Raw genomic sequence first — 26,982 nt, forward strand, 5'->3', positions numbered from 1 at the left:
AAACAGACTTGACTGCCTGAGTGAGGATCTGACGGATCATGTGGTTTGTTGTATTTTATCTTGTCTTAAAAATTCAGCGGTTCAGAATCGATTTCGTATGCTGGCTGAATATACTTCTGGTACCTCTTACTGCAGCAATCCGTTCTTCTGCAAGGATATCCGCAGCTTTATAAGATGGAATACCATCGCGTTCTGCGATAGCAAATACTTTTTCAATCTGGTCGTACACTCTGTCGATGGACATGCGTGCTCGAGCTTCATTATAGCCCCCGTTAAACTCGTCTGCCACTTGAATGACTCCACCTGAATTAATAATGTAGTCCGGAGCATAGATAAGTCCCATTTCTTCAAGTTTATCACCGTGACGAGCTTCTTCCAGCTGATTATTGGCGGCGCCTGCAATGACTTTGATGCCAGCGGCTTTAATTTTTTCCAGACTGTCATCATTGACGGTAGCTCCAAGAGCACAAGGGGCATAAATGTCTGCTTGGACTGAAAACAGGTCGTCAGAAGCGACAATCTGACATCCTAATGCACGTGCCCGCTTTCTTGGTTCTTCAAACAGATCTGCAGCTATGACATGAGCTCCTTCTGCTATTGCTTTCTCAGCCAGAATGTATCCGACTTTACCGACTCCTTCAATAAGAATCCGTTTGCCTTCCAGCGACGAGGAGCCAAACGCTTTTTTGGCGGCTGCTTTCATCCCGACATAAACACCGTGAGCAGTTGATGGAGAAGGATTGCCAGAAGTCCCGGGCTTGAGTCCAGTTCCTGCGACATAATTTGTTTCCTGATAAATATAGTCCATCTCGATCTCTGTTGTTCCGACGTCCGCCGCAGTTATGTAACGGCCGTTCAATCCTTCGACAAATCGCCCGAATGCTCTGAACATCGCCTCTTTATTTACCTCTTTATCCGGATCCTTTAAAATCACAGTCTTCGCTCCGCCAATCGGAAGCCCACTGGCAGCATTTTTATAGGTCATTCCCTTAGCCAGTCGCATGGCATCCAGAATTGCTTCTTCTTCTTTTTCATAAGTCCAGTATCGCGTCCCACCAAGTCCTGGTCCTAATGTTGTATCATGAATACAGGTGATGGCTTTAAGTCCTGTTTCTTTGTCGTTCATAAAAATCAGTTGTTCGTAGTCATATTCTTCCAGCGCTTTAAAGATGTCCATTTGTTTACTTCCTTTCCGATTTTAAATTTGACTATATATGAATATTTTATGCGTTCCATTAAAAGTAGTTAATAACTGACCTATTTTATGCTAACGCTTACTCAACTCATGTATAATGAACAGACGAGCCTATTAGAAAGAAGGATGGATCCGATGGATATTAAACAATTGAAATATTTCATAGAGATTGCCCATACTAAAAACTTATCTCAAGCTGCACGTAATCTGTTTGTAACGCAGCCTACTCTATCTTTTACAATCAAAAAACTTGAATCAGAGCTGAATACCCATCTGTTCAACCCTCATGATAAATCGTTTAATCTGACCCGGTCCGGAAAACTGTTATACAAAAAAGGAACGCAGATAGTAAACGACTTTGATGACCTGGTACATAAAATCCAGCACATGAAAACGGATACAAAAGAAACCATCAGATTAGGGCTGACTATTCTTTTTGCCGTGCAGTATATGGAACAGATATCAAGCTTCATTGCTACACATCAGAATGTCGATCTGATTATTACTCAAAATGGATCCCGAAAAATACAAACCATGCTGGCGAATAACGAACTGGATATCGGGCTTGTCTCATTTCCGAATACCCAGTCGAACGCCATTTCGATCGAAGCACTGAATACATCGACCAAAGGGTATAATGTCCATGTCGTAATGCCTGAAACGAATCAGCTGGCTGATGCCGAAGAACTGACCTTTAAAGATTTGAAGGATCAGCGTTTTTCTACACTGAACGAGAATTTCATGCTTGGTCAGATGCTTCTGGAACGCAGCCGTCACCTGGGGTTCGAGCCGGACATTGTCATGTATCATGACGACTTGCAGGTCCTGTTATACAGCCTGCAGACGTTGGATTCGATCTGTCTACTGCCTATTGAGTATCGCTCGATCGGAGCCCTTGACGGATTGAAATGGGTGCCGCTTAAAGATAAAAATGACTACTTTTCAATCGGTATCGCCTTAAAGAAAGGGAAGGCTCCGACTAAAGCGATTGAAGAACTCATAGCTGAAATAAAGAAGAACTGACACTGTCGTTCATCCCTCTCCTATCGAGAGGGATTTGTTATTTAATACAAATCAGATTCGTCAGAAAATCGGCCGAGGTTTTCTTTTACAGTCTGAAGGAAACGTCCAGCCTGTAGACCATCAATGATCCGATGGTCTATCGATAGACACAGATTGACCATGTCTGCTGCTTTAAAGCCACCATCTTCAGTAGGAACGAATCGTTTGTTGATGCTTTCCACTTGCAGAATTGCTGCCTGTGGATGATTAATGATTCCCATCGACTGGACTGATCCGAAACTACCAGTATTGTTGACAGTCATCGTTCCACCTTGCATATCTGATGTGGTCAGTTTTCCTTGTCGGGCGAGTCCGGCCAGGCGACTCACTTCTTTGGATAAGCCGTTCAGTGAGTAGCGGTCAGCCTGTTGGATAACAGGAACGAACAGATGCTCGTCAGTAGCGACAGCTACCGATATATTGATATCTTTATGATAAACGATATTTCCATTGTCCCAGGACGTATTAATAACTGGGTGTTTCTTAAGCGCCTGAACCACAGCTTTTACAAAGAACGGGAAGTAGGACAAAGATACACCTTCCTGTTCCTTGAATGCAGTTTTAGTCTGTTCTCTCAGCTTGACGATATTCGTCACATCTGCTTCAACCATCAGCCAGGCATGTGGAATTTCAGTGGAACTCTGAACCATTTTCTTGGCAATGGCTTTGCGTATGCCATCTGCCGGAACCACTTCGTCGCCGTTTGACTGAACTGACGCTGCCGATGCTGCTTTTTGAGGTCGGGCAGATTCGTCTTTTGCAGGAACTGTTTCCTCAGAACGATTCGGTTTCATCTCAGAAGGCTGTTGTGCAGCAGATTGCTGACTGTCTACATCGAATGCCAGCACATCTTTCCGAGTGATTCGCCCATGTTTTCCTGTACCTTCAACTTGGGACAGGTCAATGCCGCGTTCCTGTGAAATACGAACAACTGCCGGAGAATAGCGGGCCGCACTGTCGGAATCTTTTTGGATATTCTTTGAAGTCGACTGCTTCGCGTCACTCGTCGTCTGTCGCTCCATCGGTTCTCTTTCTGCTTCCTTATCGATTTCCTCGTTGATGTGGTCAGTGAACTCTTCACCAGTTTCAATTTCTACTTCCGAGCTGCCTGCCGCTTCATCCTCTCCTTCTTCATCCGTCTGAATTTTAACCATAGGTGTGCCTATTTCAACATCCGTATCTATATCTATCAGAAATTCTTTGACTATTCCGGAATAATTTGAAGGGATTTCTGTTGTTACCTTGTCGGATACTGCTTCTGCAATCGGGTCGTATTTTTCGATCCGATCTCCTTCAGAGACCAGCCACACAGCAATGGAGGCTTCTGTCACACTCTCACCTAGGTGAGGCATCTCAATAATTTTGATACTCATTCAATGTTCCTCCTTAAAACTCTGCCAGTTCTCGCATAGCGTTCGTCACTTTTTCTTCGTTGACCAGAAATTCACGTTCCAGCGCAATAGAATAAGGCATGCTTGGAGAATCCGGTCCGGCCAGTCTCCTAATTGGTGCATCAAGGTCGAAGAGGGCTTCTTCAGCAATAATGGCTGAGATTTCACTCATGATGCTGCCTTCAAGGTTGTCTTCTGTCACGAGAAGGACTTTGCCAGTTTTCTTCGCCGCTTTGACCAGCGTCTCCTTATCCAGTGGATACAAGGAACGCGCATCGACGACTTCTGCTTCGTATCCCTCTTTGCTCAGCGTCTCGGCTGCTTTCAAGGCATGGTTCAGAACCATCCCATACCCGATGACCGTAATATCATCGCCTTCGCGTACGACATTAGCCTTATCAAGCGGTACGACGTAATCTTCCTCTGACACATCTTCTTTTAGGAGACGATACAAGCGCTTATGCTCGTAGAACAAAACAGGATCATCAGAGCGGATGGCCGCTTTGATCAGTCCTTTGGCGTCATGTGGAGAAGATGGCGTAACGATACGTAGTCCGGGCTGACCGAACAGGACCTTTTCTGTAGATTGAGAGTGATACAGTCCCCCTCTTACGCCTCCTCCATAAGGTGCACGGTAAACGATCGGTGCTGTCCAGTCTCCTTTCGTACGGTATCGCATACGGGACGCTTCCGAAATCAGCTGATTGACAGCCGGCAGGATATAGTCAGCAAACTGGAACTCTCCGATCGCCCGGTAGCCGACTAGTCCGAGTCCCACAGCCAGTCCTCCAATCTGACCCTCTGTCAGCGGTGTATTGAAACAACGGTCATCTCCAAACTGTTCAGCCAGACCTTTTGTGACTCCGAACACGCCACCTTTTACTCCTCCGACATCTTCGCCGAAGATCACTACATTTTCATCACGCGCCATTTCTTCTTCTATTCCTTTTCGAATGGCTTCTAAATACGTCATCATTGCCATAGACTTCTTCCGTCCTTTCAGAATCTATTTTTCTGCATAAACGTGGTCAAGAATAGAGTCAGCCGTCGGTTCCGGCATCTCTTCTGCCTCGTCTGTCGCCTGATTGATTTCTTTTTTCAGCTCAGTATCAATGTCTGTCATTTCTTCACGGGTCAGATACCCTTCATCGATCAGCTGCTTTTCAAAGAACAGAAGCCCATCGTTTTTCTTCAAGTTTTCAATATCTTCCTTGGAACGGTACACGCTATGGTCATCGTCAGCGGAGTGGGAGGTCAGTCGTGACACCATCAGTTCGATAAGCGCCGGACCTTCTCCACTGCGGGCAAGCTCTACGACTTCTTTGAATGCGAGATAGGTTTCGACAAAGTCATTGCCGTTTACTCGTTTTCCGGGGAAGCCATAGGCCGGACCGCGTTCAGCCATCGTTTCATTAGCATATTGTTCATCCGTACCCACTGAAATAGCATAGCCGTTATTTTCAATGACAAATATCAGCGGCAGCTTCTTCACTCCTGCAAAGTTCATGGCTTCCTGCACTTCGCCTTGGTTGGCGGACCCTTCACCCGTTGCGGTCAACGTGACATAGTCCTGTTTCTTCAGCTGCGCTCCGTAAGCGACTCCCGTTGCCAGCGGGAATTGTGTACTGACTGTTGATGAATGGGACACGATATTATGTTCTTTTGAGCCGTAATGGTTCGGCATCTGCCGGCCGTGAGAAGACGGGTCATCTTCTTTGCCCAGCGATCCTAGCATAATGTCTTTAGGTGTCATCCCCCAGACCATGCACGCAGTCATATCACGGTAATAAGGAAGGAAATAATCCTTTTCAGGCTGGAAAGCCATCGCCATGGCTACCTGTCCTACTTCATGTCCTTGACCGGAAATGTTGAATGAGGTCTTTCCTATACGTGTCAGCTGCCATAAGCGTTCATCGAGTCGGCGCCCCATAAGAATATGTCTGTAGGCTTGAATGATTTCTTCTTTTGTTAAACCAGATTCTTCCAGTTTTTTCATCGCTTCTTCACTCACTTTCTATTTATGAATCGCTAATTTGTATACATCTAGAGCGGCTTCCTGAATGGCTTCAGACAAGGTCGGATGAGGATGGATTGCCTCGCCGATTTCGATCGGGCTGGCATCCATATAGATAGCTGTACTCACTTCAGAAATCAGATCCGTTGCATGTGGACCGATAATCGACACACCAATCAGGTCATCTGTTTCTTCATCTTTGATGACTTCTACAAAGCCATCCGGTTTCCCACCGATCAGTGCTTTCCCGTTCGAATTGAACTGGAAGGTTCCTGTCTTCACTTTCTTCCCTTCTGGAAGAGTCTCTTTAGTATAGCCAACGCTGGCTATTTCCGGAGACGTATAGGTGCATCTTGGTACGTTGACATAATTGATCGGCTCACTAGTATCATGGACAATGTGGTCCACCGCCAGCTCTCCTTCTTTCATAGCCACATGAGCCAGCTGAAGGGTGTCGATGCAGTCGCCGATAGCATAAATATGGCTCTCGGAAGTCTGGTAATGGGCATTGACTTGAATGCCTTTTGCATCATATTTGACTGAAGTGTTCTGAAGGCCGATGCCTTCCACCACAGGTTTACGTCCAATTGCAACCATGACTTTATCCACCACAAGTGGATCGTCTTCTCCTTTAATTGAGAGAGACACTTTTCCGTTTTCTATCTCAGCCTGTTCTACAAGCTGACCGACTTTGACATCGATTCCCCGTTTTTCAAACTGCTTTTGCAGGGCCTTGGATACTTGCTTACTCTCATTGATTACCAGGCGGTCCAGTGCTTCAAAGATCGTTATTTCAACACCTAAACTGTGCAGCAGAGAAGCCCATTCAACTCCGATGACGCCTCCGCCTATGATTGCCATCCGCTCAGGCAGTTCTTCCAGCCTCAGCATCCCATCTGACGACAGAATCATTTCTTCATCAAGCGGCAGATGCGGCAGAGAGTTGGGAACTGATCCAGTCGCAATAATCAGTTTCTTAGATACATAAATTTCTTCTTCTTTATCAGGATCGTCAAAGGTAACGGCCACCGCACCGGATACCGGAGAGAATATAGATGGACCGAGTACAGCTCCTTTACCTTGAACGACTTTTATCTTATTTTTTTTAACCAGACCTTGAACCCCTTGATACAGTTGATCAACGATGGCCTCTTTCCGTTTAGTCGCTTTCGAGTAATTGACTTTCGCCGTCTCCCCGATTTCAATTCCGAATTCATCAGCCATTTTAAAGGTATCCATAACTTCTGCGCTTTTCAGCAGAGCCTTGGACGGTATACAGCCGCGGTGCAGGCATGTGCCACCCAGCTTGTCTTTTTCAACCAGGACAACATCCATGCCTTGCTGGGCTGCCCGGATAGCTGCAACGTATCCTCCCGTACCTCCACCAAGGATCAGTAGTTCTGTTTCGATCGCCATAACTTTCTCCTCACATTTCTTTAATAGTGTTTCGCCTGCTCTTCATTATTTAGTACGCGCATCACGCCTTCATACAAGGCTTCCATTTCCATTTCGCCAGGATGGATGGTCACAGGTGCGATCCAGTCCACCCGCTCGCTGATCAGTTCTACTACAAGCTTAGCATAGGCGATGCCTCCAGTCAGAATAATAAGGTCCACCTTGCCTTTAAGAACAGCTGCCATCTCGGCAATGGCTTTCGCTACCTGGTATGTCATTGCTTCCAGAATGAGTTCCGCTTCTTCATCTCCGTTATCGATGCGTTCAACAACATTCCTCAGATCAATTTCTTTTAAGTACGAGTACATGCCACCTTTTCCTGCAAGTCTCTTTTTTATGTCATCGAGATCCAGCTTTTCTTCCAGTATCATCTTAGCAAAGTCATAGAGGGGCAGTCCGCCAGTTCGTTCTGGAGTAAAGGGGCCTTCCCCATCCAGTCCGTTGACTACATCGATCATCTGACCCTGATTGTGAGCGGCAATACTTGATCCTCCACCCATATGGGCCACAATCACCTTGCTTTCCTCGTATGCCTTGCCCTTTTCCCGGAGAACTTTTCTGGCCACTGCTTTCTGATTTAAGGCGTGTACGACACTTCTCCGGTCGATCCCTTTCAGACCTGAAATTCTGGCGACATCATCCAGTTCATCCACAACGACAGGATCAACAATGAAGGCCTCGACTCCAGCCAGTTCTGCAATCTCATTGGCCAGAACGGCTCCTAAATTAGAAGCATGTGTATTATATTTTTCTTCTTCCAGGTCCTTGAGCATTTCTTCCTCTACCAAATAAGTGCCGCCAGGTATGGGCTTAAGTAGCCCGCCTCTTCCCACTACAGCTCTCAAAGCCTCTACATCGTGCCCTTCTTCTTTCAGAAAAGAAAGAATCAGCTCCATTCGAAAGGTTTTCTGCTGCATGACGCCGTCAAACTGGCCGATTTCTTCCGTGCTGTGTCTGATGGTCCTTGCCGCTACTTCTTCCTTATTATTGAACAAGGATACTTTAGTAGATGTGGAACCTGGATTGATTGCTAGTATATACTCTTTCATTGAAATCCTCCTGCTTATAACTTACTGATTGCTTTCGGCCTGCATCAAGGCAAACCGCAAGGCATATAATTTACTTCTGACCTTGTCACTTCTTGAAGTCAGAACGATTGGTACTTTAGTCCCTACAATCGTCCCGCCAATCGTTGCATCACCAAATAGAAGAAATGTTTTATATAAAACATTACCGACATCGATATTAGGAACGACTAAGATATCCGCATCTCCTGCTATTGGACCAGTAAATCGCTTGCTTGCTACTGCTGCTTCGGAAAGAGAGAGATCCAGTGATAAGGGACCGTATACCGTCGCCTCTTCATGATCTTTGAACCGCTTAGTCAACCGGTCAGCCGTTAACGATGAAGGCATCTTGGGATTGACATTTTCAGCAGAACTTATCAGTGCCACTTTGGGCTTAATCAGGCCAATGGACTGGCCGACTTGTATGGCATTATTTATGATCTGCTCAAGCTGATCATCATCGGGTGTGATATTCATCCCGGCATCCGTCAGTAGAATATGCCGATCGAGCGCCGGGAGATTGACTAAAGCGACATGCGACAATAGTTTCTGCTTTTTAAGCGCATATTCTTTTTTCAGCACTTCTTTCAGGAGGGTATGAGTTTTTATCCCACCTTTAAGTAGAATATCCGATTCTCCGGAAGCGACACTCCTGACAGCTTCTCTAACCATATCTTCTTCGGATGAATACCCCCGGTACTCCCACAGGTCATTTGAATCAATATTATCTTCAGTATCAAATACAATAAATTTTACCTGGTCTCCCCAATCTTCAACACTCAGCTGGACCAGCTCTTTGACCTCCGATCTCGAGCCCCCAGCAACTGCTACAGTATGCATAAATAATCCCCCTATTTTATGTAAACGCTTAATTTAAGTTTACCTTATATTCATTTAACTTCAAATACTTAAAACCTATAGTGCTATAAATTCTATCTATACTCAGACTATTCTCATTTTATTATAGTTCCCTTTAATTACTAGATTTCTGAAAATAATGACTCTTTATAGTATCAAAAGTTTTTATACCTCAATCATTATTTTCTATATGCAAACGCTTTCTTTTCACGATCTAATGTCACTTTGTGTATTTAATCACTATTTTCCATCATTTACATTCTGAAACTTGCCCTTGTTCCGCTTAATATAAAGCGTTACACTCACTTTATAAAACGCATACAAAAGGAAGTTTGTTTTAATTTTTTTAAAAATGAGCAAAAGATTAGAAAATAATTCAATTATACTCATTTATGATGTATACTAATTTAATATTGTTCATTACATAAAGAAAAGGAGTGTTTAATTATAATGGAACAAAAAAGAGAGCAATGGGGATCCCGCTGGGGCTTTATTTTAGCTACTATGGGTTCTGCAGTAGGTTTGGGAAACATCTGGCGATTTTCATACGCCATGGGAGAAGGCGGAGGTTCAGCATTTCTGATTATTTATTTATTAAGCGTCCTGCTCCTCGGATTTCCTGTCATGCTGATTGAATTCTCTATCGGACGCCGCTCACAGGCTGATGCCGTTCAAGCGTTCAAGAAGCTTGCTCCAAAATCACCCTGGTTTATAGCTGGAGGACTGGGTGTATTAGCTGCTTTTCTGATTCTGTCGTTTTATGGCGTAATCGGAGGCTGGTCTTTACGTTACACCTTTGAATATCTGACTGGTGGAATTACTGGAGATTCTTCTGAATTCTTCTCCGGTTTCATAGGCAGCACTGTATCCCCGGTCGTCTGGCAGTTCGTCTTCATGGCTTTGACAATCGGGATAGTCTTTATCGGGGTACAGAAAGGAATCGAGTTGTCCAGTAAATGGATGATGCCTATCCTGAGTATTCTAGTCATCATACTGGCAGCCTACAGTCTCACACTTGGTGGAACAGCTGAAGCCCTGAACTTCATGTTCAGACCCGAATGGAGCGCATTTGCTGATCCTAATATCTATCTCAGTGCCATGGGACAGGCATTCTTCACACTAAGCCTTGGAATGGGCATCATGCTGACGTACAGCAGTTACCTGAAACCTGACGCGCGTCTGACCTCTTCCGCTGCGATTATCATCGTTTTGGATACTGTGTTTGCAATTATTTCCGGCTTGATCATCTTCCCGGCGTTATTCGCTTTCGGACTTGATCCTGCTGAAGGGGCGGGACTTGTGTTTATCGTGCTTCCTAATATATTTGAAGCCTTAGGTGGCATTGGAACGATTGTCGGCCTCGTATTCTTTATCCTATTTTCATTAGCCGCGCTATCATCAGCCATCTCGCTGCTGGAAGTATCCGTATCTTACTTTATGCGCCGGTTAAATATGTCCCGTAAAGCAGTTACGCTGATTGTTGGACTCGTTATTTCTTTACTGGGTGTATTGAGTTCACTGAGCCAGGGAGCCATGGAAATAACAATTATGGGAGACAGTTTCCTGGACTTCATTGATGGCTTCACCGGAAACCTACTCCTTCCATTGAGTGCTCTGATTTCAGTACTATTTGTGAGCTGGACTTGGAAGAAAGAGGATATCCTAACTCATACAGATACAAGCGGAACTGCATGGTCAGGGCTCTTTATCTTTACAGTGAAGTTCATTGCGCCAATTGCCATACTCGTAGTGCTGATCATCGGTATTCTGAACTGGTAAGCAGCATACCGATAAAATTCATCCTCATGGGTATAGAGGATGGCCTTGTTTTTACTCATATTAAACAGCAGAAAAACCAGAGCTCTCAATGCCCTGGTTTTTCTGCTGTTTTGTGTTTATCTGTTATTCTTTTTCAAATGTCTTTGTGCTTCTCACTGTATCGAAATGTCTGACCTGACTTTCAATCGATTCTCTGCTATTCTCCAGGAACGGAGGAAGAGACAATTTCTCCCCCAAAGTTTCATAAGGTTCGTCACCCATGAATCCAGGACCTTCTGTAGCCAGTTCAATTAAAATACCTCTCGTTACTCTTGCATACAGGGACTGGAAGAAGAAGCGGTCGACAAATCCTGAATTAGGAAGCTGGAACTGCTGATAGTGAGTGATCCAGTCTTCAATTGCTTTTTTATCGTCCACTCTGAACGCCACATGGTGAACTGTTCCGAATCCTTCACGATGCACTGGCAAGTTTTCCTGAACATCAACAATGACTTGAGCACCATTTCCACCTTCGCCCATTTCAAACAGATGGAAGGTTTCTTCTTGTCCAATTTCTCTCATACTATATACCTGTTCAAGGACAGCTTTGATGTAATCGAAGTCAGCATAAGTCAGGAAGATTGGGCCCAGTCCAGTAATAGCATGTTCCAGAGGAATCGGTCCTTTCTGCCATGGCGTTCCAGACTCCACTCCTTCATTTTTCTCATCTGAGATCAGCTGATACTGCTGGTCATCAAAATCTTTAAACTTCAGTACTTGTTTACCGAACTGTTCCTGTATTCCATCATTTTCAATGTCCAATCGCTCGAATCGTTCGACCCAATAAGTGAGTGATTCATCTGTCGGCACTCTGAATGACGTTCTAGATATTTCATCATTTCCGTGAACACCTTTAGGAATGTTCGGGAAGTCAAAGAAAGTCATGTCAGTCCCTGCACTTCCCTTGTCATCAGCAAAAAAGAGATGGTAGGTTTGAATGTCATCCTGATTGACTGTCTTTTTAACCAGTCTAAGCCCTAAAATGTGCGTAAAAAAGTCATAAATCTTCTCCGCACTGCTGGTAATTGCTGTAACATGATGAATCCCTGTCAATTCTTTCATTTTAAATCTCCTCCTGTATTATCTTACATCGTTTGTGAAATATTATTTAAACTCGAATTTCTCATTAAAAGCTTGCTCAAGCGATTTCTGCTATAAAGGCTCTTATGGCTTTGAGCAATTTATTTCGAATTCGAGGTAATTATACCGCGTCTATTTTTCATTGTCAAATTGTTGCATTTTTATTAAGAAAAAATCTTTTTAATAATATTTAATATTTTTGATTGCTAAACGGCTTCCAATAAATTATACTTCCATATATAGAAAGCGTGGGATGAAAATGAAATTAGGAGAAATCATAAAAATCAAGCGAAAAGAGCTTGGTTTAACTCAACAGCAATTGGCAAAAGATATCTGCGCACAGGCTCTGATCAGCCGTGTAGAAAAAGGAGATATCGTGCCGAAAAAAGCCATTTTAGATAAGCTGGAACAAAGGCTGGGTCTTGAAGAAAACGAACTGATCAAGGCAGAGAATGACAACAGTAAAAAGAATGAGCTTCAGGATGTTAAGAAGAACATCAGGCAGTACTCTTTAAATAGAGACTACAAAACGATAGAATTACTGCTTGATCATCACAAGCTATTAATTAATAGCTCTCGTGATGTTAACGATAAGGTGTTTTTTGCTATGATTGATGCCTCATTAGAATACCAGTTATATAATCGAAGTGACAAAGCCTTGGAGATATTGAATGGTATTTATCTCGATGATGTTGAAACTGAACTAGCTGTAGAGGTTTACAATGCTCGCGGAATCATATACTATAAAAGAGACGATTTTGAACAAGCAAGACAATCGTACAAAAAAGGAATAGATATCCTAGATGAATCAGTCAGCATTGAAATACGCGCTAAAATTACATTAAATTATGCATTAGCTTTAGAACAATTAGATAACAACAAGGAAGCTCTCTCATATGTGTCTGAGGGAATTGACATGTTAGTACAAAATAATTCTCTATACTCGTTAGGGGATTATCACCACACAAAAGGACATATTTTTTATAAATTAGGTAATCTAGAGGATTCAAAAGAGTGCTTTGAGCTCTCTTCCAGTATTTTCAGGCTTCAAAACAACAAAAAACTTTTATCTTTTTCTCAGCTGGCGCTGACGGAAATTAACAATAAACTATCGCAGAAATAAGGAGGATTTTCATGAAAAAACATAAAAAAGCTTTTGCATTAGTCTTAGCTGGTTTCATGGCTTTAACCTTTATTGTATCTCCACTAACTGTCCCAAGAATTCCACCTCTGCTTGAACGTGCAGCAGTAGAAGTAGAACATAACGTAGCGTAACTTTACCCTGTCATCTGAGAAAGATAAAAGCTTCTCGTTACGAATACGATTGAACTGCCAGCTAAGGTCCCTCTTGGCTGGTTTTTTTAAGGAGCATATTATTACAGTTTGCTGCATGATTATGATAATCTTACTATATCAAACAAAAGGAGTGGTATAGTTGGCAGACAGAAATAACGATCCGCATAGACGTGAAGAGAATCGACGCACCGGTCTCTTTGCCCTGTTTCTCATTGCCCTTGTCATAATTGTAGGAGTAATCGTCGTCATGTTCTTCATGGGAGATGGAGAAACCCCTACTGACACTGATACTGGTGATCAGACTGAAGAGCAGATTGATGATGGTGGCGATGATGCAGATCTGGACGTCGATATTGACATCGATGGCGATGACGGGACCGATGGCGAAACAGACACTGAAAACGATGCTGAATCAGGCGACGGGACAGAGACTGAAGAGGAAGAATAAGGTCCAGACTCCAGGAAGTGGGTATCCTGAATTTGTCTTTATAAAGAAGTAATTTTTATATTAAGGCACCTTTCTGCTATTAGCACGTCTATTCTGTGCTCAAGCAGACTGCGTGCTTTTTTCCTGCTCTTCTATAGCCAGCCTTTGAAAAGGGTTCTTGTCATTCTTTTATAGTTGAGAGATAATCGTACCACGCATACAGATATTTAATAAGCAGGACAGTCGATCTATTTAAAGAAAGGCAGGATCTCACATGAGTAAACAAGTCAAAACAAATGTCATCAGACAATTGGAACAGCAGAACATTGATTACAAAGAACACCACTACTTCGGCTCAGATGTCTCCAGTGGAACAGACGTTGCAAGAAAAATGGGCAATGATCCTGCAAAACAGTTCAAAACTCTAGTCACTCGAGGAAAATCTAATGAAGTCTATGTCTTTGTCATTCCAGTCAATGAAGAACTGGATCTGAAAAAAGCAGCACAATCTGTCGATGAAAAAAGCGTAAGCATGATCAAGGAGAAAGAACTTCTGCCTCTGACTGGTTATGTACACGGGGGATGCTCCCCCATCGGAATGAAAAAAACTTTCCAAACCGTCCTTCACTCCTCTGCAGAACAGTTTGAAACTATTATTTTCAGTGCTGGCAAGGTCGGCGTATCCGTTGAAATCAATGCCGAGGATTTGATGAGACTCATCGATGGTCATATCGCTAATGTTGTAAAGAGCTAGCTGGGTAAAAAATGCCGGATCAGAGACATTCAATCTCTTGATACCGGCATTCTTTATGCGCCCCATTATTTTATATATTCATTTATTTACATCATAGCTTTTTCAGCTTTCATCGCTGCTTTAGGGTGTTTCCACATAGCCTTCTCAGCCTTAAAAGCGGCTTTCGGATGCTTAACCATCGCTTTAGCCTTTTTCTTATGCATCATTTTTTTAGCTTTGTGCATGTTTTTCTTCTTGTAGCTTGAAGGAAGCAGAAGCGTAAAGATTGTCAGGAACAGGCCGATTATCGGCAGCCAGAAAAGCAGCGGGTGTTTTTTAGCTTTGACCATCCAGCTTCCTTTTCTATGCCAGCCGCTGTTAGTACCTCTTTCTTTCAACTCTTCCGCATTTCCATGAAGGGTACTCTCTTTGGGCGAACCGGCTTCTCTTGATTCATCATAGTTTGTCTTGTACACAGATTTCTCAAGGAAGTGATCAGTGAATCGAGGCATGATAGCTGCCATGAGACTAATCATTTTAGACTGTCCACCAACGAACATGTCTCGAGTCGGATTCTGAGCCACATGCAGAATAGCTTCAGCTACGCTCTCGGGTGGGTACATCATTGCATCATGAGACGGTGCTTTGTCAATATAACTTGCAGCATGGTCTCCATATGGCGTGTCGACGCGTGCAGGATGGATCTGGGATACAACGACAGGGATGTGATCTTTTTCAGCTTCCATGCGAAGCGCATCAGTCAGACTGTGCACAGCAAATTTGGAAGAAGAATAGGTTCCCTGAATAGGAAATGTGCGGTTACCTACTACACTGCCCAGGTTGATCAATGCACCTGCTGTTTCTTTGTCTTTAAAATGATTCAGTGCTGCCAGCGATCCATACAAGGTTCCCCAGTAGTTGACTTCAAAGAGCTGTCTGGCGTCTTCAATCGGAACATCTGTAATGTGTCCATAGATTGCCACGGCTGCGTTATTGACCCATGTGTCAAAGCCACCATACTCTTTTACTGTTTCCTCAGCGAGTCGATCGACATCTTCTTTTTTAGACACGTCAGTGACGACATAAACCACTTCGGTTCCCTGATTCTTCAATTCATCTGTCAGAGTTTTCAGTGCATCTTCTTCTGTTCCTGCAAGAACAAGCTTGGCCTCTTTTTCAGCTGCCATACGAGCTGTCACAAGTCCAATTCCGCTAGTTGCGCCTGTGATGACCATTACCTGATCATTTAGATTCTTCAGTTTCAGTGTCAGACTGTTCAACGGTTTAGTGTCAGTTACTTTTCTTTGTGTCATAAAATAATCCTCCTTATAGAATTCACGTTCTATGCATCTATTGTTAATTTTAAAGGATAGATGGTCGTATACCAACTGATACGGCTAGAAAAGGCGATTGGACCAGGCTTTTTTAATTATTCAGGTTCAGCTTCCCATTCAGACTTGAGCATACCGTATATAATCATATTGTGATAAGTATCGTCCAGGATTTCATTCTGTCTGCGCATGCCTTCCTGCACGAAGCCCAGTCTTTCAGGTATACTCCTGCTTCTCGTGTTTCCTTCAGCAGCCCAGACCTCAAGTTTATCCAGACCAACATAGTCGAATCCGTATTCCATCAACGCATTCACTGCTCGAGTCATGATGCCTTTCCCTTGAAAGTCAGGTCCCAGCCAGTAGCCGATCTCAGCACTCTTAACATCCCAGTTGAAGCCTTTCAAACCGACAGTACCCGCAATTTCCCCTTTGTAAATAATTAGATAATTCATAGCCTTCTGATCTGCGAATTGTTGAAGATTCCTTTTTGTGCCCTCTCTGATATCTTCCTCGCTGTTTACATTATGTATCCAGTTCATCCACACTTTCAAATGTTCTCTTGATGCTTCTATCAGGGCATACAGGTCTTCCGTGTCCTGATAATCTTTCAGTTTAAGACTCAACTCATCATCGATTTTATAATAAAACATAGCTCTCCCCTTTTTACTTTACTATCCTTTTCATAATAAGATACTATCGGTTCTTTTCATTATACTATACTGCTTGATCTAAAATGCATCAAATGATTTCCCCATATCTTGACCCGATTGATGTTAAATTTTTACTAGCATTTTAAAGCAGGTTTCAACAGCATATGGTACAACAGCGACAATTAGAATGAATACGTTCACATTTAATACGATGAGTCAGCCTATTTCTATATTATATATTATATTTAAAGGAGACCAGACAATGAGAGTATACAACCTTGTATTACTGAGCGGATTGAGCCTCGCCTTACTAGCTGCATGTGACAATACGGATAACGGGACAGAAGCGGAAAGTGCCTTTATAGATGAACAGGAAGAAGGGATTTACGATTCGAGCGGGAGTGGAGCAACTCATTATCTTAGAGAAGTAGAACGAGCTGATCCAACATGGGCTCGAATCTCCTATTCTTCCCGTTTCGCCAGCAACCTGGATCTGGAATATATAGCAGAACTGACTGATCCAGACGACCTCACCTTTATAATCGATGAGATGATAGAAGGGTCAAATCGCGAGCCAGGAATCGTTGCTATGTCTGCTCCTTTATATGGGCTGGAAATAGAGTACGTGGACGGTTCTACTGAAGCTTTTCACCTTTGGATCTCACCTGATGGGACACGAGGTACGGTAATGGATGCAGCTGAAACACATTATATCTATACCTTTTCTCCAGAAGTATCTGAGCAATTCCTGTCTTTTATTCCTGATGAAGATATTGTTGACTCGCCTGTCCAGGCTGATTGGATCGATGACAATGCTTTCGGCATGACAGAAGTTATTGTTCCATACTCCGGTCAGACGGTTGACCAGATGATCATGTATTCAGATTATATCGTCAAAGGCAGTTATGTCAGTGAAGAACCAGCTGATGTTCCCGAGTCCTGGGGAGATGAGAGCATAGCCTACTATTCATTCAAGGTGAACGAGATATTAAAAGGAGAGCTTGATTCCGAAGAGATTACCATTGGTTACCCGAGGTATTTTGTTCATTGGGTTTGGGATCCGGAAACTGGCGAAGAAATAGGGATGATCCCAATGGTCGACCCGACCAGGCCGCAACCTGCTCCTGAAGAAGAAATTATCATTTTTTTCAATGAAGGGTTTGAACCTGGTGAGTACTTGTATTTCTCTGATGAATCAATCGTTTTTGTCCAGAGTGACGACACTCTTGAAGGTGCCAGTCGGTACTACGATGAAACGTTCGACTCCACTCATACAGTCGAACGTTTTGAAGTAAACAATGACTGGGAAGTTGAGATCACTTTAGTCATTGAAAATGAAGATCTGCCATTGGATGATCCATACGCGGGGATGACACTAGATGAACTGAAGACGATGATTCCTTAATATCTAACTCTGATAGGAAGCTGATCTGTTAAAAAGCTGCAGATCAGCTTTTTTTATTTAAAAATCTGAAGGATTTTTTTCCTTTCAGCCCTAGAGGTGTTTTTTAGATGGTGATTGCCTCATAACTGACTTTTGTGGGGTATTCGTCTGATTATTTAGAGTGCAAATTCCTCATAAGTACAGGTTACACGGCATCCGTATCTTCTAATCATTACCCCATACCTGATATATCGTACTAATAAGGTATTCGCCAGTTCAGTCTTAACTTAGATGGTTCACCAATGAACCATAAAAGAGTTTATGGTTCATTCCCATTGTTTTTTTGACTGAGAATGTACCATATATTTTTATATAAACCATTCGTGTCTTCAATCGATCGCCTAATGGTTCATAAACTGACATATGGACTATTCGCCCAAACTTTCCGCCACGACTATCTTCACTCACTCAGTTCCAGCCTACTAAAAAAGCCGAACACTACTAATAACAGTGTCCGACCTCCTCTTATCGTTTCTTGTTCTTCAATTCAGAAGCAGCTAAATCATAATTCTTCCGATGATTCTCTTTCATTCCTTCAAAAAATTGATAACGGGCTCTGCACTCATCTTCCAGTTTCTCAAAATCTGTTGATAAGTGGCTTAAGTAGTAATCTGAAAAGTTCAAGCGGTCCATAATCTCTTCTTTAGAGTCAGTCACATTTCCATGTCCGGGCACATGGTAGCTGATGTCGTAATTATCCATGATCGATTGGGCTTTCTTCACTGTCCTCTTATAATCTTTGTAGCTACTATAGATGAATGGAAACTCGACATCAGAAAGATAGTCTCCTGATAAAAAGAAACAGTAGGGTTCAACTATCGTAAACAAGCCATCTTCCGTGTGGCCTGGGGCAAGATAAAATTTAAGCGTCACCTCACCCAGCTTCAATAGATCATTATCTGTCGTTATCAGACGGTCGACTGTTGGGTAGCAATGATTGTAGTCTCTTTCAATGTAATAGCTCCGATCGAATGCCTTCATCTCATCAACGATCTGGTCTTTTCGTTTATTATGATGAAAAGCTCTCGAGGCAATAACAAACGCATCCGGAAAAGCACCGGCACCTAACAGATGATCATAATCACTATGTGTATAAATGATATAAAGTTTTCTGTCGCCTAGGCGCTCATCGATATAACTTCTGATTTCCTTCACTTCTTCAGGAAGCCAGTTTGGATCAGTCATGATTATCGCCTGTTTTGTTTCTATGATCACTGTGGTCGTTTGAAATAATGTACTTTTGAATACCGTAAGATTTCCATTCTGAAAATGAAGCATTTCCACTCCTCCAATTGTCCATCATGATTATCTTAACTATATCACAATAGACCCTTCGCTGTTACTGTTCTTTGCTGAATGTGGTCCGTTTCATATCGCCCCACACCTTGCTTTTCTTTCTGTAAGTCAAAAATGCACTGAATCGCCACCAGGCAGTCAGTTGTCTGTACCCCACATTTTCAATAATGCTGTAAAGCATCAGCAGCAAGTATTCCTTAATTTCCGAATACTTTGAAAAATTGTACTCATCCAGAAGAATGGCACTCGATGAAAGAAAAATGCCATATAATACGGATACACCAAGGAAAAGCATAAAGAATTCAAAATTTATCAGACCCAGCCAGAAAGAAGCGACGAATGTCAGATAACCTAAGGTTTCTACTATTGCTCCGAGCATTTCAACAAAAAAGTAGTAAGGCATAGCCAGCATACCGACTATACCGTATTTTGGATTGAACATCATTTTCTTGTGTTTGATCATACTGTCCATAAGCCCAATGTGCCATCGTTTCCTCTGGCTTTTAAGAACTGCAGTATCTTCAGGTACCTGTGTCCAGCAGACCGGATCAGGAACAAAGACAATCTGATAGGCTTTCCCTTTATCGCGCATCATTCGGTGAATTTTCACAATCAGTTCCATATCTTCTCCGATCGTATCCTCCGTGTATCCTTCGGCATCAATAACCGTAGTCTTTTTAAAGACGCCAAAGGCCCCTGAGACGATGAGAAGAGCATTGAGACTACCTAATCCCAGACGTCCGAAGAGAAACGCTCTTAAGTATTCTACTGTCTGGAACCGTGCAAGATTACTTTTGGCCAATCTTACTTTTTCAATGAATCCTTTGTCCACGGTACAATCGTTGACCGGTCTGACGACACCGCCCGAAACAACGACAGTCGGATCTTCAACAAATGGTCGGATTACTTTGATGAGCGAATCTCTTTCAATAATGGAATCTGCATCAATCGAAGTAATGATCGGGTATTTTGACATATTGATACCTGCATTAAGAGCATCTGCCTTTCCTCCATTAGCTTTATCTACAACAACGATATTTTCAAATAAGGCGGACAGGTACAGTCCATTCACTTCTTTTGTCTTAATTTCCTTTCTATAGGGCATGTCCATTTTAACCATATCGAATTCCCTTATCAGCTGGCCAAGGGTATCATCTTTTGATCCGTCGTTTACTATAATGAGTTCAAATTCATTATATTCCAGACTCAAGAGGGCTTTAACATTATCAACAATCGTCTCCTCTTCATTGTAACTTGGCACAACGATTGACAAAGGAGGCGTATATGATGATCCGGCCATATCTGCATAGGACCAGTAACGTTTCTTTTTGCGGTCAATATACAACGCTCTGATGGCCACAATAAACAGAATGGCGTAGAACGTATTGATGCTGACCATATAGTATAGAACAAAATAATTGAATCTTATTATAAAAGCACTTAAAAATTCTGCAATAGCGTACATATAAGTCTCCTAACCTTGTCTTCTGCCTCTACTTGAGCAGCTGTCCCAATTGCCTTTTACAATGAACGGGACAGTGCGTCTTTATCCAGAACTGCACGAGCTGTTTCTCTGGCAAAAGTATCTTCCGAATCCAGCAGCCTGACAAGTGCTGTCCGTCCCATTTCATCATGGTGCAGAAGCGACTCAGCTGCGTTGCGTCGCACATGCCAGCTGGAGTCCTGCATATATTCAACAAGAACATCTACTGATTTTTCCGACGCTACTTTTCTCAAAAAACGTGCCAGAAAAGCCCTGACCTCCCAATAGTCATCTCTGACTGCAGAAAACACTGCCTTCAGAAATTCTTCGTCCTCTATGTGACCGATACTATAACTGGCCTTTAAAGCAGAAATTCTAAGTTCTTTATCTCCGTTTTGTAGCATTTCTCTGATCCACTCAACACTTTCGCTGTACTGTCTCTTTCCAGCTTCTTCAACAGCGATCGCTTTTAGTTCCTCATGACCAGTTTCAACAACTTCTTTAAGAACCCCACGAATGTCTCCTCTTATCCCCTCCAGCAGAGACAGAATCTGATTTCTCGTCAGGCTATCTGTTGATGTAACTGCATTAAGAATATCCTTAAGGTATGTGTCATCGGCCAGACTGATCAATGCCTTTGATGTGATGAACAGGAGGTCATGGTCACTTTTATTCAGTTGTTTTCTAATTACAGGAGTGAGTGACGTCAACTTGTATTCACCAGCCAGATATATTCCGATCTTCCTGTTCCACACGTTTCTGCTTTTAATTAGTTTCTCAATATCTTTTTCAAGGGCCTTCCCTTCTTCTAAATCCAGCACCTTTTTCAACCGATTTTGTTCAATATACATATTGTATTGAAGAAGAAGTGACCGAAAGACTTTCTTTTCAACTACCGTCTGTGGATTTATCGAAAGAGAATCATCCTGACCGGCAATAAATCGAACGAAGGCCTCTTCATATTCTTTTCTCACAGGTTCTTTTAAATGATTGAGTCGATTCATAATCATCTTCTTGATCAATACAAAAAGAAACAGAAGGACATTGACTGAAATCAGTACTGTCAGCAGTAGCCATACGATGGATGCTGTCATTTTGAGACCTCCTTTACGACGTCAGTAATTTCTTGATTTTATGTTCCAGAACATCCAGAGAAAAAGGCTTCTCAAAGAAGTCGTGTGCGCCTAATCTTAAACTCTCAAGAACAGATGATTCACTGTGTCTACCCGAAATCATCATAATTTTCGCCGTCCGGTTCAGCTCTTTTCCTTTAATTCGTTTAAGCACTTCTGTCCCCGTCACTTTGGGAAGCATGATATCAAGAAGGATCAGATCATACTCATTTGCCTCAAGTTTCAGCAAGGCTTCCTGTCCGTCTTTTGCGTGATCGACATCATAGCCGAGGTAGCCCAGTCTAGTCTGTATAATGCTGACCAGCAGCTGCTCATCATCAACAACGAGTATTCTGTTCTTTTCAAGTTCCTTCACTTCATTCTGCATGACCGTCAGGTTCTTCCCTTGTTCCTTGGCTGCATATAAGGCTTTATCGGCCTTTTCGAGCAGTGTAGTTTTCGTCTGTTCTTCTGAAGTATACTCAGCGACTCCTGCACTGAAAGATATTCTGATTGACTCCCCAGTCTGCTTGTCAGTCATATTCAAATCATTGACATCTTCCCTCAAATTCTCAATAATCTGTTTCGCCCGGTCCCCTTCACTTTCCGGTATAAGAAGAAGGAATTCGTCTCCTCCAAATCTGAATACAGATCCATCTGGTTCAACGTGCGCACGCATGACCTCAGAGAACTTTACAAGAACATCGTCACCTGCTAGATGCCCATATGTGTCGTTGATCCTTTTAAAATCGTCAAGATCCATAAATGCCACAGCAAATGGCAGTCTGTTCTCAAGAAACAAATTGCGGTACTTTTCGAATTCATCTAAAAAGTGCTTGCGGGTGTAAACACCTGTAAGTTCATCTCTGTTATTCCTGCTGGCATTCAGTTTACTCTTGCGTATCAGTCCATTGATTCGTGCTATCAGTTCATCTGAATCAATCGGTTTCTGCAGATAATAGTCTGCACCTTCTCTAAATGCTTCGCTTCTAAACTCTTTACTGCTGAGTCCGGTCATGAAGATAATTGGTAGCCGACTGTTGACCGCCATGATTTCCTTATAGATATCAAGTCCGGATTTTTCAGGCATCACCATATCGAGAATAGCCAAGTCGACTGACGAGACTTTAATATGTTCGAGCGCCTCGTCCGGTTTATCTGTAATTATCGCTTCGTAACCCTGACTAGTCAGAACCTGATCAAGATAATTGAGCAACGTCACGTCATCATCCAGTACGAGTACTTTTCCATTGAAGAGTGCACTCTCTTCTTCTTTTTCAGTACTCACAGCATACTCATTTCCTTCCATCAGGATCTGCTCGAGATGCATCTCTACTAAATGTAAAAGATGGCCGGTTCCTTTTACCAGTTTCTCCATCACATTCTGAAAATTGGTCTGATGGATCTCACGGTCAGTCATCAGTTCTTCAAGTTCTCCTGCAGTTTCCGATATTTCCATCAGCTGGATTGTGCCGGCCGTCCCTTTAACTCTGTGGAAAAACTGGTACAATGACTGGAAGTCGTTTTCGTGTCGGTTATTCAGAAACGCAATCAGATTACGGGAGATATGAGTGAGCTGTTCATTGTGTTCAATCAGAAACTTTCTCTGACTTTTCTTTATCATTTGTTCAAATTTTTCGTTATTCAAAATATCCCTCCTGTCTGGTTAGTCCCGACATGCTTTTCAGTTGATATGTCCAGACTGTTTCTCCCACAAATCAAGGACAATGACAGACAGATCATTAGGTGAGTATGGCTTGACAAGGTAGTCTGTCAGATTGAATGTGCCTGCTGTTTCTGCCGTCTTGTCCACTGCAGATGATACGATTATCGGCAAGTCTTTCGTCTTGTCATTTTCTCTGATTTCACTGATCAGATGCCATCCGGAAACACCATCTTCCAGAATGAGATCCATCACTATACCTATTAGAGGCTGCTGACTGGCAATAGAAACGATATTCTGACTGCTAAGATAATGGATTACTCGGAACCCATTGGCTTTTAACGTTTCAGACAACATGGAAGCGAAACTAATATCATCTTCTACGATAAGTACTGTTCCTTTTGTTTCAGTCTGCTGATCCATATGAGCACCCATGTCAAGGGTAGAATACTCTGGACTTAATGGAAGACTAATGTAGACGGTAGTCCCTTCATTTTCTTCAGACTCCAGTCTAATCGTCCCATCATGAGCCTCGATGATGCCTTTGCTTATGGCAAGGCCAAGACCTGTGCCTCCAATTTTTTTGCTGGCGCTATTGTCTATCCGCTTAAATTTCGTAAACATGTGAGGCAGCTCAGATGATGGAATACCAATACCGCTGTCTGTAATACTGATACTCAGTTCATTTCGTCTGTTTTCAAGTTTGATGGCTATCTTACCTCCATCTGGTGAGAACTTAACAGCATTACTGATCAGATTGGTCAGTACCTGAACCATCCGGTCGGGATCGGCCTGTATGGCAGTAATGTAAGCAGCATCCTGAAGGTAGATGGAATGACTGGTCTTATGTCTGAAACTCTCAATCACTTGCATGATCAGTTCACTCATGTTGACTTCTGTCTTCTCGTAATCCTGCTTACCTGATTCAATTCTCTGTATATCAAGGAAATCGTTGATCAGGTTAGTCAGTCTTTTCGCTTCTTTGTAAATAGTCTCAAGATAGCGTTTCTGCTTCTCCGGTTTGAGTTCTTTCATCATCAGCATCTCAGTAAATCCGAGAACGGACGAAAGAGGAGTTCTCAGCTCATGACTGACCGTACTGACCAGTTCAGATTTCATCCTGTCGATTTCAAATTCTTTTGTAATGTCACGGTACATAAAGATCGTTCCAGTCTTTTCACCGGCAGTCATGACGGGTGAAGCATAGATTTGTATCTGTCTTTCCTGTCCGTCCTCAATCTGACATCTTATCGAGCTCAGTCTTTTCTGTTCCGGCGCCATCGACTGATGGTAGAATGCTTTAAGTTCTTCAGGTTCATTGCTTCGGCTGGTAAACAGGCTGATCCAGTCGGATTCGTTAACAGATTCCTTGTCAAGCAGACCTTCTGCCCCAGTCAAACGGATAAGAGTATCATTAGCCTGTAGAAGCTCTCCATCTGAAGAGACAAGCTGCAGTCCTTCTCTGACATTCTGGACAATGCTCTCATTGAGACTACGTTCCTTAAGCACTGCTTCGTACATGGTGATTCTGCTCCATGCTACATTAAGCTGACTAGTCAAAACAGACAGTTCCTTGAGTTCTTCATCCTCAAATGGCTCTCCTTTTCTAGTCACTGCCAGTACCAGATCAAGGTCATCTGTTCCTCCAGATACGGAAATATACAGATCCCAGCAGTTGAAGTCAGTATCAGCAACGCCCTTTTCAGAACTTGACGCTTGACGCTTAATGATAAACAACTGTTCAGATTTGAGCCTTTCAGCCATTTCTCCATGACCATCTTCTGCCATGAACCTATCAATCAGGTCTGGTGTCATGTTGACTGATTGATAGTCCTTCTCCTTCAAACTGATCAGCAGGCCTTTATCAAATGTTACTGCGCCTCTGATATAGGCTAGTACCTGGTCCAGGAATTCCTGTCTGTCGACTGTTGCCGTCAGCTCTTCATTCAGCTGACTGTACCGTTCGATTTGCTCATTGGATTCCTGCATCTCTATCAGCATATGCTCCAGCTTGAGTTCATTTTCAATGTTATCAGAAATATCGATGCCAATAAGAATGTATCGGTAAGGTATACCTTTCGAATCAAGAAACGGTACGATTGTTGCATTGATCCAGTAGTATGACCCATCCTTCTTCTCGTTCTTCATTTTTCCAGTCCAGATTTTTCCTTTAGTGATTGTATGCCATAGATTTTTGAAGAACCCTTCGTTCTGCTGGTCTGTCTTAAGTATCCGAGTCGTGTTTCCTATCAGTTCATCTTCACCATATTGAGAAATTTTACAGAACAAGTCGTTCACACTGACGATCATGCCATTTTCATCTGTAATACACAAAAGTGCAGAGTCATTCAGTGCTTTATTGATTGCTTCAATCTCCACAACGTACTCCTGCATCTTCTGCTGACTGAATTCCAGTTCGTCCTGCTGAGCCAGCAGTTCTTCATTCTGACTAGTCAGTTCCTCTTCCTTTTCCTGAACTTCCAAAGCCAGTTCATTGAACGAGTCAGCCAGCATGTGCAGCTCTTTAAATCTATACTGGGACTTCATTAACCATTCTCTATTCTGTCTAAATCCTGATGTCGCATAGATAAAATCATTGATCGGCTGAGTTATATCATTCAGAAGTTTGCGTGTAATATAGACAACAGTCAGAAGGCTGATCAGACCTAAAATCACAAAGCCAGTAATGAACTGATTCGTCAAGTCGATGGCCTGTTCATACAAGGCATCTCTTTCATCCTGACTTTCCTGAAGATAGGTCTCTGTGAAGGATAAAAACTCATTAACTTGAGCATTCGCCCCGCTTCCAGCTAACTCTCTAAGTGATGCATAGTCATCGTCTTCAACATACCCGATTGCTTCAGGGAGAATCGACTGGGTATAAATATCATAGAACTCCGCCAACCCTTCTCCTAAAACCACTTCTTCCGCAGTCAATGGTAGAGACTGAAACCTATCGATACTTTCAGACAATTCATCGATGGTCTGATTCAACAGATTCAGTTCCTGCTCTTCTTGAAAAGCATAATACCCTCGTGCACGGAAAAAGACTTCGTTAAGATTTCCTTCAAGCTCTCCGATCACGTTATATTTTTTTGTGCTTTCTGCATATTGATTGTCTATCCGGTTCTGAGCTCTGTTCATTAAAAGAATGCCTACAGTGGTTATAAGATAGAGGATCAAAGCAAGAATCCCTGCCTGTCTGTAGATTTTCTGTTTTATCTTCAGCTGCTTTTCCCTATTGTCAGCCATTTAGCTGCTCCTCCACGACCGTGTACAGCTCCATAGGACTGAACGGTTTTTTCATAAAAATGTCTACTCCCGCTGAAGCCGCATTTTCCTGATCTTTTTCCTGGGTTTTTGCAGTCAGCATGATTATAGTTGTCTCATCAATTACGTCCTGATCCAGCCTCTGAAGCAACTCAATACCCGTCAGTTCAGGCATCATGTAATCCAGGACCAGAACATCGTAAACAGTATCTTTTATCATCTTTAATGCCTCTGTTCCATTCTCTGCTTCATCGATTTCACAGTATAGATCTTCCAGACTGTCCACAATCAGCATTCTCAATACAGCTTCATCATCTACTACCAACACTTTTTTCAT

General features: G+C 42.7%; 23 protein-coding genes. 7 read left to right on the forward strand and 16 right to left on the reverse strand.

Annotated elements, in window-relative coordinates; genetic code table 11:
* Window positions 1-73: 73 nt before the first annotated feature.
* Window positions 74-1,177: a Glu/Leu/Phe/Val family dehydrogenase gene (locus BMX79_RS08730; protein ID WP_091481676.1), complete on the reverse strand. Its 1,104-nt coding sequence runs from the start codon at window positions 1,175-1,177 to the stop codon at window positions 74-76.
* A 153-nt stretch (window positions 1,178-1,330) separates the two neighbouring features.
* On the opposite strand from BMX79_RS08730, the gene BMX79_RS08735 reads away from it, so the two are divergent.
* Window positions 1,331-2,218 carry a LysR family transcriptional regulator gene (locus tag BMX79_RS08735; protein WP_091481679.1) on the forward strand — a complete coding sequence of 296 codons (888 nt, stop codon included), beginning with the start codon at window positions 1,331-1,333 and terminating at the stop codon, window positions 2,216-2,218.
* 41 nt (window positions 2,219-2,259) lie between these two features.
* Here the strand turns inward: BMX79_RS08735 and BMX79_RS08740 are convergent, their stop codons facing one another.
* From BMX79_RS08740 to BMX79_RS08765, 6 genes are read right to left on the reverse strand one after another with little or no spacing between them, the layout of a single operon-like run.
* Complete coding sequence (locus tag BMX79_RS08740; protein WP_091481682.1) at window positions 2,260-3,630, reverse strand: dihydrolipoamide acetyltransferase family protein; 1,371 nt, start codon at window positions 3,628-3,630, stop codon at window positions 2,260-2,262.
* Between the two features lie 13 nt (window positions 3,631-3,643).
* The gene (locus tag BMX79_RS08745) at window positions 3,644-4,630 is read right to left on the reverse strand and encodes an alpha-ketoacid dehydrogenase subunit beta (protein ID WP_091481685.1); all 987 of its coding nucleotides are present in this window, start codon (window positions 4,628-4,630) and stop codon (window positions 3,644-3,646) included.
* A 24-nt stretch (window positions 4,631-4,654) separates the two neighbouring features.
* The gene (locus BMX79_RS08750) at window positions 4,655-5,644 is read right to left on the reverse strand and encodes a thiamine pyrophosphate-dependent dehydrogenase E1 component subunit alpha (protein ID WP_091481687.1); all 990 of its coding nucleotides are present in this window, start codon (window positions 5,642-5,644) and stop codon (window positions 4,655-4,657) included.
* An 18-nt stretch (window positions 5,645-5,662) separates the two neighbouring features.
* Window positions 5,663-7,078: a dihydrolipoyl dehydrogenase gene (gene lpdA, locus BMX79_RS08755; protein ID WP_091481690.1), complete on the reverse strand. Its 1,416-nt coding sequence runs from the start codon at window positions 7,076-7,078 to the stop codon at window positions 5,663-5,665.
* A gap of 20 nt (window positions 7,079-7,098) precedes the next feature.
* Window positions 7,099-8,166, reverse strand: a complete 1,068-nt coding sequence (gene buk, locus BMX79_RS08760) for a butyrate kinase (protein WP_091481693.1) — start codon at window positions 8,164-8,166, stop codon at window positions 7,099-7,101.
* A 21-nt stretch (window positions 8,167-8,187) separates the two neighbouring features.
* Window positions 8,188-9,024: a phosphate acyltransferase gene (locus tag BMX79_RS08765; protein WP_091481695.1), complete on the reverse strand. Its 837-nt coding sequence runs from the start codon at window positions 9,022-9,024 to the stop codon at window positions 8,188-8,190.
* A gap of 468 nt (window positions 9,025-9,492) precedes the next feature.
* Between BMX79_RS08765 and BMX79_RS08770 the strand changes: the two genes are divergently transcribed.
* Window positions 9,493-10,821: a sodium-dependent transporter gene (locus BMX79_RS08770; RefSeq protein ID WP_091481698.1), complete on the forward strand. Its 1,329-nt coding sequence runs from the start codon at window positions 9,493-9,495 to the stop codon at window positions 10,819-10,821.
* A gap of 123 nt (window positions 10,822-10,944) precedes the next feature.
* On the opposite strand, the gene BMX79_RS08775 is transcribed toward BMX79_RS08770, so the two are convergent.
* Window positions 10,945-11,922: a VOC family protein gene (locus BMX79_RS08775; protein ID WP_091481701.1), complete on the reverse strand. Its 978-nt coding sequence runs from the start codon at window positions 11,920-11,922 to the stop codon at window positions 10,945-10,947.
* A 271-nt stretch (window positions 11,923-12,193) separates the two neighbouring features.
* Here BMX79_RS08775 and BMX79_RS08780 point away from each other — a divergent pair, with 271 nt between their 5' ends.
* From BMX79_RS08780 to ybaK, 4 genes are all read left to right on the forward strand, one after another.
* Complete coding sequence (locus tag BMX79_RS08780) at window positions 12,194-13,063, forward strand: helix-turn-helix domain-containing protein (protein WP_091481703.1); 870 nt, start codon at window positions 12,194-12,196, stop codon at window positions 13,061-13,063.
* Between the two features lie 11 nt (window positions 13,064-13,074).
* Window positions 13,075-13,215, forward strand: coding sequence for a hypothetical protein (locus tag BMX79_RS12530; RefSeq protein ID WP_170231011.1), 141 nt, complete (start codon window positions 13,075-13,077; stop codon window positions 13,213-13,215).
* Between the two features lie 160 nt (window positions 13,216-13,375).
* On the forward strand, window positions 13,376-13,684 hold the full coding sequence (locus BMX79_RS08785) for a hypothetical protein (RefSeq protein WP_091481706.1): 309 nt from the start codon (window positions 13,376-13,378) through the stop codon (window positions 13,682-13,684).
* Window positions 13,685-13,937: 253 nt separating this feature from the next.
* Window positions 13,938-14,417 (forward strand): Cys-tRNA(Pro) deacylase, encoded by a 480-nt coding sequence (gene ybaK, locus BMX79_RS08790; RefSeq protein ID WP_091481709.1) that lies wholly within the window; start codon window positions 13,938-13,940, stop codon window positions 14,415-14,417.
* 86 nt (window positions 14,418-14,503) lie between these two features.
* On the opposite strand, the gene BMX79_RS08795 is transcribed toward ybaK, so the two are convergent.
* Window positions 14,504-15,709 carry an SDR family oxidoreductase gene (locus BMX79_RS08795; protein ID WP_091481711.1) on the reverse strand — a complete coding sequence of 402 codons (1,206 nt, stop codon included), beginning with the start codon at window positions 15,707-15,709 and terminating at the stop codon, window positions 14,504-14,506.
* 116 nt (window positions 15,710-15,825) lie between these two features.
* The gene (locus tag BMX79_RS08800) at window positions 15,826-16,377 is read right to left on the reverse strand and encodes a GNAT family N-acetyltransferase (protein WP_091481714.1); all 552 of its coding nucleotides are present in this window, start codon (window positions 16,375-16,377) and stop codon (window positions 15,826-15,828) included.
* A gap of 262 nt (window positions 16,378-16,639) precedes the next feature.
* Here BMX79_RS08800 and BMX79_RS08805 point away from each other — a divergent pair, with 262 nt between their 5' ends.
* On the forward strand, window positions 16,640-17,782 hold the full coding sequence (locus BMX79_RS08805) for a YhfM domain-containing protein (protein WP_091481717.1): 1,143 nt from the start codon (window positions 16,640-16,642) through the stop codon (window positions 17,780-17,782).
* Between the two features lie 504 nt (window positions 17,783-18,286).
* Here the strand turns inward: BMX79_RS08805 and BMX79_RS08810 are convergent.
* The 6 genes from BMX79_RS08810 to BMX79_RS08835 form a co-directional block, all read right to left on the reverse strand.
* Window positions 18,287-19,099 carry an MBL fold metallo-hydrolase gene (locus BMX79_RS08810; protein WP_091481719.1) on the reverse strand — a complete coding sequence of 271 codons (813 nt, stop codon included), beginning with the start codon at window positions 19,097-19,099 and terminating at the stop codon, window positions 18,287-18,289.
* Window positions 19,100-19,160: 61 nt separating this feature from the next.
* Complete coding sequence (locus BMX79_RS08815) at window positions 19,161-20,582, reverse strand: glycosyltransferase family 2 protein (RefSeq protein ID WP_091481722.1); 1,422 nt, start codon at window positions 20,580-20,582, stop codon at window positions 19,161-19,163.
* Window positions 20,583-20,638: 56 nt separating this feature from the next.
* Window positions 20,639-21,694, reverse strand: a complete 1,056-nt coding sequence (locus BMX79_RS08820) for a HEAT repeat domain-containing protein (protein ID WP_091481725.1) — start codon at window positions 21,692-21,694, stop codon at window positions 20,639-20,641.
* 13 nt (window positions 21,695-21,707) lie between these two features.
* Entirely contained in the window at window positions 21,708-23,360 is a 1,653-nt protein-coding gene (locus tag BMX79_RS08825) for a response regulator (RefSeq protein ID WP_091481727.1), read from the reverse strand.
* A 36-nt stretch (window positions 23,361-23,396) separates the two neighbouring features.
* Window positions 23,397-26,627 carry an ATP-binding protein gene (locus BMX79_RS08830; RefSeq protein ID WP_091481730.1) on the reverse strand — a complete coding sequence of 1,077 codons (3,231 nt, stop codon included), beginning with the start codon at window positions 26,625-26,627 and terminating at the stop codon, window positions 23,397-23,399.
* Window positions 26,620-26,982, reverse strand: coding sequence for a response regulator transcription factor (locus BMX79_RS08835; protein ID WP_091481731.1), 363 nt, complete (start codon window positions 26,980-26,982; stop codon window positions 26,620-26,622). Before BMX79_RS08835 ends, BMX79_RS08830 begins: the two co-directional genes overlap by 8 nt.

The sequence above is a fragment of the Alkalibacterium pelagium genome, assembly GCF_900109325.1.
GTDB lineage: Bacteria > Bacillota > Bacilli > Lactobacillales > Carnobacteriaceae_A > Alkalibacterium > Alkalibacterium pelagium.